Source organism: Adlercreutzia wanghongyangiae (assembly GCF_035989245.1).
Taxonomy (GTDB): domain Bacteria; phylum Actinomycetota; class Coriobacteriia; order Coriobacteriales; family Eggerthellaceae; genus Adlercreutzia; species Adlercreutzia wanghongyangiae.
Genome location: NZ_JAYMFF010000012.1, coordinates 1 through 13657, shown reverse-complemented (window position 1 = coordinate 13657; position 13657 = coordinate 1). Strand labels below are relative to the sequence as shown.

The 13657-nt window shown below is 64.6% G+C and carries 13 protein-coding genes and 1 riboswitch; of the genes, 5 read left to right on the top strand and 8 right to left on the bottom strand.

Annotated features, from left to right (window positions below):
* The first annotated feature begins 4 nt into the window (after positions 1-4).
* Together VIN30_RS07000 and VIN30_RS06995 are read left to right on the top strand one after the other, a co-directional pair.
* Positions 5-868 carry an AraC family transcriptional regulator gene (locus VIN30_RS07000; protein ID WP_338210360.1) on the top strand — a complete coding sequence of 288 codons (864 nt, stop codon included), beginning with the start codon at positions 5-7 and terminating at the stop codon, positions 866-868.
* 33 nt (positions 869-901) lie between these two features.
* Positions 902-1549, top strand: a complete 648-nt coding sequence (locus tag VIN30_RS06995) for a GyrI-like domain-containing protein (protein ID WP_338210358.1) — start codon at positions 902-904, stop codon at positions 1547-1549.
* 77 nt (positions 1550-1626) lie between these two features.
* Here VIN30_RS06995 and VIN30_RS06990 read toward each other — a convergent pair whose 3' ends face one another.
* From VIN30_RS06990 to VIN30_RS06975, 4 genes are all read right to left on the bottom strand, one after another.
* Positions 1627-2070, bottom strand: a complete 444-nt coding sequence (locus VIN30_RS06990; RefSeq protein WP_338210356.1) for a GNAT family N-acetyltransferase — start codon at positions 2068-2070, stop codon at positions 1627-1629.
* Between the two features lie 24 nt (positions 2071-2094).
* Positions 2095-2538, bottom strand: coding sequence for a hypothetical protein (locus VIN30_RS06985; protein ID WP_338210354.1), 444 nt, complete (start codon positions 2536-2538; stop codon positions 2095-2097).
* A 185-nt stretch (positions 2539-2723) separates the two neighbouring features.
* Complete coding sequence (locus VIN30_RS06980) at positions 2724-4028, bottom strand: ATP-binding protein (protein WP_338210352.1); 1305 nt, start codon at positions 4026-4028, stop codon at positions 2724-2726.
* 170 nt (positions 4029-4198) lie between these two features.
* Entirely contained in the window at positions 4199-5926 is a 1728-nt protein-coding gene (locus tag VIN30_RS06975) for a bifunctional aspartate transaminase/aspartate 4-decarboxylase (protein ID WP_338210350.1), read from the bottom strand.
* Positions 5927-6288: 362 nt separating this feature from the next.
* On the opposite strand from VIN30_RS06975, the gene VIN30_RS06970 reads away from it, so the two are divergent.
* Together VIN30_RS06970 and VIN30_RS06965 are read left to right on the top strand one after the other, a co-directional pair.
* Positions 6289-6819: an adenine phosphoribosyltransferase gene (locus tag VIN30_RS06970; protein WP_338210348.1), complete on the top strand. Its 531-nt coding sequence runs from the start codon at positions 6289-6291 to the stop codon at positions 6817-6819.
* A gap of 150 nt (positions 6820-6969) precedes the next feature.
* On the top strand, positions 6970-7275 hold the full coding sequence (locus VIN30_RS06965) for a ubiquinone biosynthesis protein COQ7 (protein WP_326426188.1): 306 nt from the start codon (positions 6970-6972) through the stop codon (positions 7273-7275).
* A 119-nt stretch (positions 7276-7394) separates the two neighbouring features.
* On the opposite strand, the gene VIN30_RS06960 is transcribed toward VIN30_RS06965, so the two are convergent.
* From VIN30_RS06960 to VIN30_RS06945, 4 genes are all read right to left on the bottom strand, one after another.
* Positions 7395-8939 (bottom strand): APC family permease, encoded by a 1545-nt coding sequence (locus VIN30_RS06960; RefSeq protein WP_338210345.1) that lies wholly within the window; start codon positions 8937-8939, stop codon positions 7395-7397.
* Positions 8940-9080: 141 nt separating this feature from the next.
* Complete coding sequence (locus tag VIN30_RS06955) at positions 9081-9647, bottom strand: hypothetical protein (protein ID WP_326426192.1); 567 nt, start codon at positions 9645-9647, stop codon at positions 9081-9083.
* 220 nt (positions 9648-9867) lie between these two features.
* Positions 9868-11808 (bottom strand): fructose-bisphosphatase class III, encoded by a 1941-nt coding sequence (locus tag VIN30_RS06950; protein WP_338210342.1) that lies wholly within the window; start codon positions 11806-11808, stop codon positions 9868-9870.
* Between the two features lie 110 nt (positions 11809-11918).
* A complete protein-coding gene (locus VIN30_RS06945; RefSeq protein WP_338210340.1) occupies positions 11919-12569 on the bottom strand; it encodes a putative ABC transporter permease in 651 nt (216 codons plus the stop codon).
* A 195-nt stretch (positions 12570-12764) separates the two neighbouring features.
* A riboswitch (ZMP/ZTP riboswitch) is annotated at positions 12765-12847 on the top strand.
* Positions 12848-12972: 125 nt separating this feature from the next.
* Between VIN30_RS06945 and VIN30_RS06940 the strand changes: the two genes are divergently transcribed.
* Positions 12973-13608, top strand: a complete 636-nt coding sequence (locus VIN30_RS06940; protein WP_338210338.1) for an IMP cyclohydrolase — start codon at positions 12973-12975, stop codon at positions 13606-13608.
* The last annotated feature ends 49 nt before the right edge of the window (positions 13609-13657 follow it).

The following is a 13657-nucleotide window of genomic DNA, read 5'->3' as shown; positions in this document are numbered from 1 at the left end:
GGGTGTGAATTGGCTCGAGGATCTAAACGCCGCCATGCGCTACATCGACGCGCATTTGACCGAGGACCTTTCCGCGGCGACGGTGGCTCGCGTCGCCGGTTGTTCGCCGTTTCAGCTGGAGCGCATGTTCCCCTATTTGGCAGGCACCACGCTGGCTGAATACGTGCGCCGCCGGAAGATGTCCCAGGCTGCCATCGATTTGCGCGAAGGCGGCGATCGGGTGATCGACGTGGCCCTGCGCTACGGCTATGATTCTCCGACGGCGTTCAGCCGGGCTTTTCGGGCTGTGCACGGGGTAGCGCCGAGTGTCGCCCGCCGGCCTGGTGCCGTGCTCGCGCTGTATCCGCGCCTCGTGTTCACCCTTTCTGTGCAAGGAGGAAATGCGATGGAGTATCGGATTGTCGAGAGCTCCGAGTTTCGCGTTGTGGGCATCCAGGCCGACAACGGTCCGTGGAGCGTTGAGTGCGCTGGTGAGAAGGCCACCGAATTTTGGGCGTCGGTGGGACCGCGCGTGCATGACGTGCTCGCGTGTATGGATGGAAGCGAGCCCGCCGGGTTGCTGGGCGTGCAGTTCTGCGAGAAAGGCGCCTTCGATGGCTATATGTGCGCCGTTGCAACGGGGGCGCCGTGTCCCGAGGGCATGACCGAGCGTGTGGTGCCGGCGGCCACCTATGCGGTGTTCTCCTGCGAAGGGCCCATGCCCGATGCCATGGACAGCCTGTGGCACCGCATCCTCACCGAGTGGCTGCCCAGTTCTGGTTATACGTGGGAAACCCATGCCGATGTGGAGCGCTACCTCACTCCCGGCATGACAGCGCCCGACAGCAAAAGCGAGGTGTGGCTGCCCGTTCGTCCGGCGGAGGGCTAGATGCATCGCGATCCATACAAGGAAGGAAGGCCCATGGCGTTCGACTTCAAGAAGGAGTACAAGGAGTTCTACCTGCCGAAGCGCACACCCGAACTGGTGCGCGTGCCGCCCATGACCTTCGTGGCCGTGCGGGGCGAGGGCGACCCGAATGCAGAGGGCGGCGCCTACCAGGAGGCCGTGGGCGTGCTGTACGCCATCGCCTACACTATCAAGATGTCGAAGAAGAGCGACCATCGCATCGACGGCTACTACGATTTCGTGGTGCCGCCTTTGGAGGGTTTCTGGTGGCAGCCGGGAGAGAAGGGCGTCGATTACGCGAACAAGGCGGCCTTCCGTTGGGTCGCGGCTATCCGGCTGCCCGACTTCGTGACGGCCGAGGAATTCACATGGGCGCGGGACGAGGCGGCGCGTAAGAAGGGCATCGACGCCTCGGATGCCGAGCTTTTGACCATCGACGAGGGCCTGTGCGCCCAGATTCTGCACCTGGGCCCCTACGACGACGAGCCGGCCACGGTGGCGCTGCTCGACGCGTTCGTGGCCGAGCAGGGGCTGGAAAACGACCTGTCCGATACCGCAGAGGGGCACCATCATCACGAGATATACCTGTCGGACCCGCGCCGGACGGCTCCGGAGAAGTTGAAGACGGTTATCCGGCACCCCGTGCGCCCGGTGGAGGGCTAGGGCTCTGCGCCGCGGGCCGAGGTCGCGAGGAGGCGCGGGGCTGCCGTTCTCGCGAGCGGCAGCCCCCCCGTGTAGCGTTACGCGCGTTTGAGCTTCATCTCGATGTGCATGATGCCGCCGTCGTCGAACTCGTCGGAGGTCTGCACGAAGCCGAGCTTCTCATAGAACTCGCGGGCGTAGGCCTGGGCCTCGATGGTGATGACGTCGGCATCCAGCTCCTCCTGGGCCACGCGGATGGCCTCCTCCATGATGCGGCGTCCCATGCCGCAGCCGCGCTCCACGGCGATGACGCGGCCGATAGAGGCCGTGGGATGGGTGACCCCGGCCGGCAGCACCCGGGCATAGGCGGCCAGCGCGCCCTCATCGTTGCGGAAGTACAGGTGGATGGCCTCCTTGTCGGCGTCGTCCACCTCCTGGTACGGGCTTTGCTGCTCCACAAGGAACACCGCGCAGCGCAGCTTCAGCAGCTCGTGGTACTCCTCCAGGCTCAGTTCGCCGAACCGCTTCTCGACCAATTCCATAGCCAGCCTTTCTCCCGGTCGCTCTTACTCTTCTATGGCGATGCCCTCATTGGCGCACCAGTGGCGGACGAACTCCTCGTCGCACTCGTCCCAGTAGGCACGCTGCTCGTCGCCGAGTCCCAAAGCGGTGGCCTCGGCGAGGAAGAAGCCGATGTTGCGCTTGCGGCGCGCCTTGCGACAGACGCGGGCGAGACGGGCCCGCTGTCGGGCATCCATGACGCGCAGGGCCGTGAAATCCTCGGCCCGAGCGTAAAGGTCGGTGAGGGAGCGGTCGGGCAGCTTGATGAGCTCGTCCACCCGCTCCGAGAGCGCCTCGAAGGCGGCATCGTCGTCCACCTCGTCGGCCCGCCCGTCCCAGAGGAAGTGCGTGGCGCCCGTTGCGGGATCGAGGAAATACCCGTAGTCGTCGAATTCCGACTCGCGGTCGACGGCGTCCATCAGGTCCGTAAGCGTGACGGTGAGCTCCATGATCCTCCCGCTTCTCCGTTGCCATTGACGAGTCATATTGTATCGTCTTGGCACATGGGCTGGAAGCGCCCTCCGCTTCATCCCCGCCGACAAACTAGAAGCCGAAGGCTACGGCTACCTGCGCGATATCGTGTCCCAGGTCGCCGCGCCCGCTAGCGTCGGCGCCTCTCCGCCTTCCGCATCTGCTAGGCCGTCAGCGAGCGGATGGGGATGACGTAGATCCCGTCTTCGACGACGCGCGTATAGGTGCCGACCCCCGTGATGACGGCCATGAACGCGGGCGGCTTCATCTGAGCGCGTGGGTTCTCGCAGAGTTTCTTGCGAAGCCGCTTGAGGTTGGCGACTGCGGGAGCGACTTTGCTGTCGCTGGTCTTGATTTCGAAAGCGGCCCAACGCCCGTCGGTCAATTCCACGATGGCATCAACTTCAAGTCCGGAATCGTCGCGGTAGTAGCGCACGGGAACCGGTCGAGCGAGCTCGTGGGCCCGGGCGTACACGGTGAGGTCGCGGAGGCAGAGGTTCTCGAAGACCAGCCCGAAGGTCTGCCAATCTTCCATAAGGCCCTGGGGCGACAGGCCGAGGGCGGCCACGGCCAGCGAAGGGTCGGCTAGGTAACGCTTCGGCTTGGTTTGAAGCCGCTTCTTCGAGCGAGAGGGAGGCTCCCACCCTGGCACCTCGGCGAGCAAGTAGATGCGGCGTAGGAAGCTCAGGTACTCGCCGATCTGTCTATCCGTAAGATCGGAACCCGTCGACCCCAGGGCATCTTCCCTGATCGTGCCATAGGTGGCGGCTTGCCCGAGGTTGCGTGCCAGCGAGGCGATGACGCGCTCGGTTACAAAGGGGTCGAGGCCGTGATCGGGCGCGCTTTCGTAGCATACCGCGGCAAGGTACTCGCGGGCTATCGTCTGCGCGTCCAATGCGGCAAGATCGAGCGCTTCGGGCCAGCCGCCCCGGCATGCCATTTCGACGAGTTGCCGTGTGCCGTCTTCGGCGACGGCGGCAGCGGGGGGTTCCTCGAAGAGCCGGGCGAGCGAGACAGTGTTTTCGGAATCGCCCGACTCGGAGAGCGTCATGGGGGACATCTTGATGCGGCCGATGCGTCCTGCTCCGCTGTGCCGTTTAGACGCTTCGTCTGCGGTGTCCCGTCGATCTGGCGGTGTCGAGGAGCCGGTGAGAATCCAGCTGCCACGCAGGCCCCGCGTCTCGTCAACGCCATGGCGCACCAGGTTCCAAATGGCAGGAGCGCGCTGCCACTCGTCGATGATGTGCGGCTTCTCCCCCAAGAGCATGAGCGAGGGGTCGTCCTGGGCAAGTGCGAGCTGCTCATCGACGTAGCTGATGGAGGCACCGTGCTGGCGTGCTGTCCACGTCTTGCCGCACCATTTCGTGCCCTCGATTTCAAGGGCGCCGAAGATGCGCAAGTAGCGCTCAACCTGTTCGTCGACAATGCGCGGGAGGTATCCTTGTGGTTTGACAGGGGTCTGACTCATGATAGCTCCTACCAGGAGATTTACTAAAATCCGAATAAAATTTTACCAAAATCCGAATTTTTGGCAACCAAAATCCGAACTCCTGGGGTGCGCAGTGGCCGGACGCGCCCGCCACCGGTCGGCGTGTTTGGCGAGGTCGGCGAGGAGGATGCCGGCCTGGCTGAGAGACTCTACTTGCCCGCTTCGGCTTTCCAGGCTTCGGCGTACTCGTCCAGCATGGAGGCGATGTGCTGGCCGATGACGGCGTAGTCGTTCGTGTCCAGGTTCGCCAGCGACACGCGCACCGACCACTCGGGCGCGTCGAAGCCGGCGCCGTCCATGAGCACCACGCCGGTGTCGTGGGCTAGGCGTACCACGATATCGAGCGAGTCGTAGTTTTCCTTCAGCCATGCGAAGAAGTCGGCGCCGTACAGGCGCGTCGCCCAAATCTCCAGATCGATCACCGAGTAGTAGCCGGCGCGCAGCGGGTCGGGCTCAAGGGTCCACCCGAGGTTCTTCCACAGCAAATCAAGCCGGTTTTTCACCAGCTCCTGCATCTTCGCGCGGTAGGCATCCTTCTCGTCCAGCAGGCAGTACAGGGCGAACAGCGACATCATCACCTGCTGCGGCGTGCCCAGGCCGGCCGTGCCGTTCAGGGCCACCAGCCGCGAGTCGGCCACCATGCGGTCGGTGAACTTCACCGACTCGATATGATCGGTCAGGCACGCATAGCGCTTTCGAATCTGCTCCTTCTTGTCGGCGGGCAGGGCAGCGATGCGGTCGTCGAAGACGTTCTTCTGGGCCGTGGCGATGACGGCCAGACGCCAGCCGGTGGCTCCGAAGTACTTCGAGAACGAGTACACGCAGGCGGTGTTGTAGGGCAGGTCGTACATGAGCGACCGGTAGTGGGGCACGAAGGTGCCGTATACGTCGTCGCTGATGATGAGCAGGTTCGGGTTCTTCTCCCGCACGATCTGCACGAGCTTTTCGCGCGAGGCATCGTCCATGGCCACCGACGGCGGGTTCGACGGGTTCACCAGGCACAGCAGCTTGATGGACGGGTCGGCCAGCTTCTCCAGCTCCTCGTCGGGGTACTGCCAGGTGTGCAGCCCCTCGGCGCCGCGCGTGGTGGCGTTAATGTAGGTGACGTCCAGGTCGTAGTCGTTCAACGTGGGAATGTTCAGGTACGGCGTGAAGATGGGCGTCATGAGCGCGATGCGATCGCCGGGGTTCACGAGGAAGTTGCACTTCAGGCAGTAGAACAGGTAGCACATGGCCGCCGTGCCGCCCTCGGTGGCGAACAGGTCGTAGGGGGCCTCCGGCTCGTGCCCGTCGTCCATGGCCTTCACGAGGTAGCGGTTCACGATTTCCTGTGTGTAGGGCAGGATGCGGTCGGGGAAGGGGTAGAGGTCGCCCGAGATGCCGCTCGTCCACTCGTGGACGAACTCGTCGGGCGGAAATCCCTGCCCGACCAGGTAGTCGTAGGCGCGGCGAACGAACTGGGCCGCCTTCTCTTCCTTGCGGGCATCCAGGAAGGCGAGCAAGCGTTCGGCGCAGCCTTCTTGGGCGGGCATACCGGCCAAGTCGAACTCGGGAAGGGAGGAAGTGCGCTTGGCCTCCTGGATGGTGAACTGGCCGAGCAGGAAGAAGGCCTCGCGGGGCAGGGTGTTGATCCAGTTGGGATTGCCGCGTCCGGCGTTTAGCAGGGTGCGCGTGGTGGCCTTGTCGCCCTCGCGGGCCATCTTTACCAGCAGGTTCTTCACCTCGAAAGGCGACATGGCGGCCAGCGACTCCTCCAGGGCGTGCTGGTCGTTGGCGATGATGGCCTTCTCGGCCGGGGTAAGGGTGTCGGCGGCGCTCGCGGGGGCGGCGCTCGCGCTGGTTTCGGCAGATGCGGCGGGGGACTTCTCCGTGGTCATGGGGCTTCCTTTCTCGGGTTTGCCGTCCATTGTCGCGCGGCGCGGACTCGGTGAAGCGCGGGCACGGCCAGCTGTAACGCAAGTGAGAACCGCTCGGAGTTGGGCTGAGGGGCGCGTGGGGCTTCGGCGCCAAATTGAATACGGTGCCCGCGGTGGTGGCCGTGGCGTGCGCCCGCAAGGTACGCCGCCACGTGCGGTCCGACCCGGCCATGGCCCCGCGCAGGTAGGAGCGTGGGACACCTTACCCGGTAACATGTCCCAGTTTCGCGGGTGTCTCGGGCAAAACTTGCGTTACAGCTTGGCGGCCACGCGGGCCGAGCGGCGCCCGTGCGCGACAATAGGGCTGCGAGAAAGGATGACCCATGCGCCCCTACGAAGAACTCATCGTGCCCATTCCCGACTATCCGAAGCCGGGTATCGTGTTCCAAGACCTCACCCCGGCTTTCGCCGACGGCGCGGCCTTCGCCGCTCTGGTGGACGACCTGGCGGCCCACTTCGCCGATCGCGGTATCACGAAGGTGGTGGGCGCCGAGGCCCGCGGCTTCATCGTGGGCGCCGCGGTGGCCCTGAAGCTCGGCGCGGGATTCGTGCCCTGCCGCAAGCCGGGCAAGCTGCCGCGCACGGTGCTGCGCGAGTCCTATGAGTTGGAATACGGCACCGATGTGCTGGAAATCCATGCCGACGCCCTCCCGCGCGACGACGTGGTGCTCATCGTGGACGACCTGGTGGCCACGGGCGGCACCACCACGGCCATGGTACGCCTCGTGCAGGCGAGCGGCGCGCGCCTCGCGGGCCTCGGGTTCGTGATGGAGCTCGCCTTCCTGAATCCCCGCGCCGTTATTGCCGAGGCTACCGACGCCGAAGTGTTCTCACTCGTGGCCGTGGGGGAGTAGCGGCAACGTAATCGGCGCGGTGACGTGGGGTCAACGGCTCGATGCACGATGACGCGACAGGTCAACGTGTGGCTGTGGCCTCCGATATCATGGCCGAGTCGAAAGCGGCGTTGCGCCGTTCGAGCCCGCGAGTTTAAGGAGTGATGTCCCATGGCAATTCTGTCGAACCCCTTCGTGATGGAAGTCCCGCGCAAGCTGACTGACCGCGAGCTGGCAAACGCCATCCGCCAGGATCTGGTGGGCGAGCTGGAGGCCATCCACGAGTACGACGCCCACATTCTGGCCACCGATAACAAGGACGCCATCAAGGTGCTCTCCGACATCCGCGACGAGGAGCGCGAGCACATGGGCGAGCTCATGGAGCTGCTGGAGCGCCTCTGCCCCGATGAGCGCGAGCTGAACGACGAGGGTCGCGAGGAAGTGCGCGAGATGCTCGGCGACAAGAAGAAGAAATAGCCGCTTCCCAACGGCGACGCAAGGGCGCCCCGCACCGGACTTCCATCCGGGCGGGGCGCCTTCGTGTGGACAGCAGCGTGAGACGCGGTGGAAAGCGTGAGTTGGGGGAGGTGGCGCCTCTATCCCAGGAACAGCAGGTTCATCAGCGCATTCAGCGCGAACAGCCCGGCAACAATGAGCGCGAACAGGCCGATGCGGCGCATGTCCCCCACGGCTAATCCCGTGCGCGGATCAACGGGGTGCTTCTCGGGGTTGAAGCGGGTGAGGCCGCCGTACATCTTCTTGAAGATCACGTAGGCGATCACACCCGAGGCCAAAAACGCCACGGTGGCGAAGAAATCGCCCACGGGATTCAGGCACAGCGTGAAGGTGGCGATGCCGAAGGCCAAGGCCGAGTACAGCGCCACGCCCACCTTGCCGCCCCCGATGACGAACATGTCGGCCGGGCGCTCTTCCACTGGATACATCTTGCGCAGGCGCATCACGATGAACCCGAGGAACATGTAACGCGCCAGGATGAAGATGATGTTCATCTCGATGATGGTGGTGAAGTCGAACTGCGAGAACAGCAGCGACGAGGCGGCGATGGTCAGCACGCCGACGAAGGGGCTGCGGCCCGATTTGTCCACCTTGCGGATGAAGCGGGGAAACAGGTTGTCCTCCGACAGCACCCAGAAGCTGCGCGAGCCGCTTGCCAGGTAAGTGTTGTAGATGGTGCACTGGCTCATGATGGCGATGACAAGGAACAGCACCACGCCCGAATGCCCCAGCACCGCCGAGAAGATGGTGCCGTAGCCCAGCACGTCGGCCGAGAAGCCCCCGTCGATGCCCCACATCACCCACGAGCCGGCCGGGTAGGCGGCCAGGCAGGCCAAGGTGGGCAGAATGTAGGACAGCGCGATCAGCGGAAGGGCGATGCGGAAGCCGTGGGCCACGTTACGGGACGAGTCCTCGTATTCCCCTGACATGGCCGCGATGCACTCGTAGCCGCAGTACATCCAGATGCCGATGGACAGCGACTGCACCAGGCAGCCCATGGGAGCGTCGGGGGTGGCGAAGATGGGGTCGAAGGGGTTGGTCTGCCAGTTCATGAAGCCGAACACCACGGCCATGCCGAACACGATGAGAATGAGCACCGAGAAAAACGAGCTGATGCGTTCCACTTCCAGCAGGCCGACCAGGTTCACCACGGTGAAGCAGCCGACCACCAGCAGCTTCACCACGAAGGTTCCCTCGGCATCCAGCGACAGCAGCTGGGAGGTGTAGCCTCCCACCATGGCAATGTAGGCGCCCGAGGAGATGTAAGTGTCCATGGAGGTCCACCAGCCGGCTTGGAAGCCCCAGAACTCACCGAAGGTCTCCTTGGCCCAGGCGTAGATGCCACCTTCGCGCGGCAGGATGGCGTTCGCTTCGGCTACGAGGCGGCTGATAGGGCGCGCCCATACGAAGGGCAGCACGATGAGAATGATGAGCGTGAGGCCGGGGCCGGCGACGGGGATGATTTCCTCGATGCCGAAAGCGCCGGCGGAAACAAGGCAGAACAACATGAATGCGATGCCCAAGGCGCTGATGTTCGTCTTGCGTAGATTGCGGGTAGTGCCATCGGGTGGCTGCGGCGGAAACAGATCTTGCTTTCCGGCCGGCAGCTGCTGTTTGGCAGACAAAACGAACCACCCCCCTCGAGTGCATCGCAACGCATAAGGATTGCAGTGTAGCCCATTCGCCGCCCCCGCGCGAGGGGGTATTTCCAAAGGCCTTCTCTGGGGCGGGGACGGAGGGTTTGGGGCAGGTACCCCAAAAGCGGTTTACAGGATGGTCGCCATGATGGTGCTGTTGATGGCGAAGGGGGAGTCGCCCAGGCGCTGCAGCGCAAGCGGCATGCCCTCGTCGCCGAGAAATCCCTCGTAGATAACCTCTTCGCCGCGGAACAGGTCGTCTGTCTCGGTGTCTTGCACGCGACGGTCCAGCAAGATGGTGCGCAGATCCAGGCTGAGAAAGTCGCCGATGAGGCTTTCCGCGGCCGCCAAGCCCTCGGGCGAGAAGGCCGAGAAGGGAGCCGGATCGGCGCCGGGCTCGCCGGCGCGCAGGAGGCAGGCGGCCTTGCGGGAGCACGCGTAATCGAGCCGCAGCGTGCAGTCGGGCGCGAATCCCAGCAGGCTGCGCACCTCCCGCTCGCGCTCGGAGGCGTCCTGGGGGTGCATTACCAGGCTTCCGAAGTAGATGGCGATGCTGAAATAGACGGTGCCGTCGGCCCCGTTGGCATACCAGCCGGCCGCGCCGGCCTGGGGAACGCGCTGCAGCAGCAGTTGCACCTGGGGCGCCTCGGGAGGCACCGCGAAGTAAGGCCGGTTGAATATCTCGTTGTAGCTCATGGTTCCTCCTGCATGGCGCGGGGCGCACGGTGCGCTTATGCTCGATTGAGCTTAAACACCTGGTCGTGGCCTTACCATAGCGCATGCGCAGGACGAAAGAAATAGTCGCAATAGTCCGATTTTGGGAATTTTTACCCCCGAGCGCACCGTTGCCGCCCGCGCATGCGAACGGCAGCGGAAATCGGATGGGGGACGACTGCGGCTGAGAAGCGTCTGCCCGCTAAGCCTCTTCGGCGATGAGACCGGCGGCGTAGGCCCCCAGCAGTCGGTGCAGGTTGCCGATGCGCTGGCGCAGGACAGCGCCCTCGTCGGTATCAGCCACCGTGCGCGGGGCGTCGTAGCGTTCGATGACGCGCCGCTCGGCAGCGACATCGACGTTTTGCTCCACGGCTGCCTCGCGCGAGGCAAGCGGCTCGTTCGCGTCCAGGAACAAGCCCTCGGCGTTCGAGACCAGCGTGTAGCCCGCCAGCCCCGTGGTCTTCTGGTAAGCCGCCGAGAAGCCGCCGTCGATGCAGAGCACGCGGCCTTCGGCCTTCACCGGGTCCTCGCCGTCCTTCGCCTTCACCGGCACATGCCCGCACACGATGCGCGAGGTTGCCGGGTCCATGCCGAAATCGCGGAAGATGCCGTCGATGACCGCGGGGTCGTCAAGCAGGGAATAGAACGGGTTCTTCACTTCCTTGCGGGCGGCTTTGTCGGCGATGAGGTACAACTCGAAGGTGGCCATCTTGCTTTTCGCGAACAGCGGCGAGCCGGGTCCGAGCCACAGGTACCACAGCATATCCAGCCCGCGCTTGCGCTCCGCCTCGTCGGCTGCTGTGAAGGCCGCGCGCACCGAGGCGTCCACCATGTCGTAGAGCGCCCGCCCGCGGTAGGTCTCGCCAAACAGCGTGACTTCCAGAAGCGAGCCGTCGGCGGCCAGGGGCACGCAGGCGTGCAGCATGAGGTTGCCGTTCTCGATCTTGTACAGGCTGCCGTGCTCCAGAAAGAAGTCCATGTGGCGGCCCAATCGCTCGCAGTTCGCGAAGGCCGCGCACAAGTGCTCGATGACGGACGTTTCGTCCTCGGTCAGGCGGTAGGGGTCGCTCCAGTCCACCGTGGGGAACACCGTGTCGGTCAACTCGTATTCCACGCCGTCTACCACCACGGTGCCGCGCTCGCGGTTCACGAGGTGCAGCAGGTTGCGGTCGTCCAGCCCGAAGGAGGGATTCTCGGCGATGAGGGCCGCTTCCACCTTGAACTGGATGATGGCCATGGCCTTCTGGATCTTCTCGGTGAGCGCCGTCTCGGTGGGCGTAAGGCCGGGGTTGCCCTTCAGGGCGAAGCCAGCGCAGGGATCGTCGGCATAGGCCTCGGCGGCGAAGGCGGCCAAAGGACGCAGGTTGATGCCGTAGGAGTCTTCCAGGATGGACAGGTTGCCGTAGCGGGCGCAGATGCGCACCACGTTGGCCACGCTGCCGGGCTGGCCTAAGGCCGCGCCCATCCACAGGATGTCGTGGTTGCCCCACTGCACATCCACGGTGGGATAGTCCAGAAGCTCGTCCATAATGGCGGCCGGCGCCGGGCCGCGGTCATACACGTCGCCCACCAGGTGCAGCTGGTCCACCACCAGATGCTGCACCAGTTGTCCCAGCACCTCGGCCAGCGCCGCCCCGGCCCCGGCGGCCACGGCGCCCTCGATAATGGCGCGGGCGCAGGGCCGCTTAAGCGGGGTATTGGCGGCCAGCAGCTCTTCCACGACCACGGTGAAGTCCTCGGGCACGAGCGCGTCCACCTTCACGGTCAGCTGGGTGGCTGCCGCTGCGCGGGCCAGGTCGGCCAGACATTCCAGCAGCACGACCAGCGATTCATCGTCGCCGGCGGCCAGCAGCATCTCGACCTTTTCAACGGGATAAAGCGCCGATGCGGCAATCTCGGCGCGCTCGTCGGGCAGGAAGCTGTCGTCGAATGTGGCCTCCACCAGGGCTCGTACCGCGCCCGATCCGCTGCGCAGCAGATGCGAGAAGGCGTTGTACTCGCCGTGGATGTCCGACGCGAACAGCTCGGTGCCGCGCGGCAGGGCCAACGCCCCTTCCAAAAGCGCGATTTCAGCCGCCGCCTCCTCGGCGGTGGGGTACAGCTCGGAAAGCGCCTCCAGGCACGCCAGCTCGTTTCTGTCCATGTAATGCCTCCTTGCGGGCCGCGAAACGTTATCGCAGCCCATTGTATCCGTTTCCCAGTGCACCGCGCTTCGGACAACGGAAAACGCGCAGGGGTCGGAGGCCTCGTGCCCTAGTACTTCTCCCAGAGTTTCAGTTCCAGGTAGGAGGCGGTCACGCAGGCGGCGAAACCGACGATGATGAGGGCGAAGACCACGTTGGCGACCCGGGGCGACAGCAGCGAGAACCCCTCGCACACGAGCGGGAACACGACCCATACGTACAGCATGGCGGCCAGGCCGATGAAGAAGTCGTTCACGAGCCATGCCTGGCCGAACACGTTGCCGGGCAGCTGGGAATTGTCCCAGAAGGGGTACTCGCCCGTGACGGGGTCGGGCTGGTTCACCAGCAAGCCGATGACGAGCTCCAGCACCATGGCGATAAGGATGGCGATGATGAGCGATTCCAGAAACGCGCCCCACAGCGTCTTGCGGCGCACCACCAGGCGTTCCTTCAGAGGTTCGATGAGCAGGGTCATGAACACGGCGCCGAAGCCGTACACCCAATAGGGGTGGTACCACGGGTCGGTCCACACGGCGTAGTCATCGGCTACGATGCCGAAGAGGTGGTCCATCAGCCAGCAGTAGGGCATTTCCAGCCAGTGCCCCAAAATACAGCACAGGCAAAAGCATACGGCCAGCGCGCGCCAGAACTCCCACGTGCGCGGCGCGAAGTAGCCGATCTCGTCGCTTTCGGTCAGTTTTCTCATCCTCAGGAATGCCATGGGACGCTTCCTTGCTCGGGCGGTCATTGGCCTCAGGGTAAACCCGCGTGGGCGTCTCGCACGCCGCCATCGCTCAGCCTTTGACTCACCGTTGCCCGTCCGTTGCCTGGGGAAGGCCGCAAAACGAGCTGATTCCGTGCAAAGGCCCTTTTCATGCGACGTGTTCCGCCAAATCGTGGTACCCTGCGGGCTAAGCGAACGCGCTGTGACTGACGGGCATGCGTGGAGAACCACGGGGGAGCAGCGCGCTATTTCCGCCGACCGTCTGGGCAAGCCGACCTGCGCATGGGCGCGATGTCGGCTTGCCCTTTTTCGTGGGCGGAAGCGGGGAATGCCGTAAGGGGACGCGGGCCGTGCAAAAGCCCGGGCGCTTGCGGTGAGGTTAGAGAGAAAGGGAAGGCGCATGCAAGATCTTGTCGAACTGCTGAGGGGCAACCCCTACCCGGGCCGCGGTATCGTGGTGGGGAAGGACACGGTGTACTACTTCATCATGGGCCGCTCCTCCAACAGCCGCAACCGCATCTTCGCCACCGAGCCCGACGGCATCCGCACCGAGGCCCACGACCCGGCGCTGCTGGAGGACCCGAGCCTCATCATTTACCATCCGGTGCGCACCATGGGCGACGCGCTGGTGGTCACCAACGGCGACCAGACCGACACCATCGTGGAGGCGGGCGACTTCCGCGCCGGCTGCATGAAGCGCGAATACGAGCCCGATGCGCCGAACTTCACCCCGCGCATCTCGGCCATCGTGAACCCCGACGGCTCCTTCGAGATGTCCATTCTGAAGCACGGCGAGGGCGACCGCTGCATCCGCGAGTTCTTCGCCTACGAGGGCGTCGACGAGGGGTGCGGCTACTTCATCAGCACCTACCAGGGCGACGGCAACCCGCTGCCTACCTTCGCCGGCGAGCCCATTCCCGTGGCGCTGCCGACCCCCGACGAGCTGTGGGCGGCCCTGAACGACGAGAACAAGGTGAGCCTGTACGCCAACGTCGGCGGCAAGGTCACCCTCTACAACAAGAACCTCGGCGACTAATTGCACGCATCTCAACGGAGGTTGAGCTTAGCGAAGATGCGGGGTGTTC

What these genes read in the sequence shown, in the direction of transcription:
- VIN30_RS06995 (WP_338210358.1), top strand. Translation starts at nt 902, where the DNA reads ATGGCGTTCGACTTCAAGAAGGAGTACAAGGAGTTCTACCTGCCGAAG.
- VIN30_RS06990 (WP_338210356.1), bottom strand. Translation starts at nt 2,070, where the DNA reads ATGGAATTGGTCGAGAAGCGGTTCGGCGAACTGAGCCTGGAGGAGTAC.
- VIN30_RS06985 (WP_338210354.1), bottom strand. Translation starts at nt 2,538, where the DNA reads ATGGAGCTCACCGTCACGCTTACGGACCTGATGGACGCCGTCGACCGC.
- VIN30_RS06980 (WP_338210352.1), bottom strand. Translation starts at nt 4,028, where the DNA reads ATGAGTCAGACCCCTGTCAAACCACAAGGATACCTCCCGCGCATTGTC.
- VIN30_RS06975 (WP_338210350.1), bottom strand. Translation starts at nt 5,926, where the DNA reads ATGACCACGGAGAAGTCCCCCGCCGCATCTGCCGAAACCAGCGCGAGC.
- VIN30_RS06970 (WP_338210348.1), top strand. Translation starts at nt 6,289, where the DNA reads ATGCGCCCCTACGAAGAACTCATCGTGCCCATTCCCGACTATCCGAAG.
- VIN30_RS06965 (WP_326426188.1), top strand. Translation starts at nt 6,970, where the DNA reads ATGGCAATTCTGTCGAACCCCTTCGTGATGGAAGTCCCGCGCAAGCTG.
- VIN30_RS06955 (WP_326426192.1), bottom strand. Translation starts at nt 9,647, where the DNA reads ATGAGCTACAACGAGATATTCAACCGGCCTTACTTCGCGGTGCCTCCC.
- VIN30_RS06950 (WP_338210342.1), bottom strand. Translation starts at nt 11,808, where the DNA reads ATGGACAGAAACGAGCTGGCGTGCCTGGAGGCGCTTTCCGAGCTGTAC.
- VIN30_RS06945 (WP_338210340.1), bottom strand. Translation starts at nt 12,569, where the DNA reads ATGGCATTCCTGAGGATGAGAAAACTGACCGAAAGCGACGAGATCGGC.
- VIN30_RS06940 (WP_338210338.1), top strand. Translation starts at nt 12,973, where the DNA reads ATGCAAGATCTTGTCGAACTGCTGAGGGGCAACCCCTACCCGGGCCGC.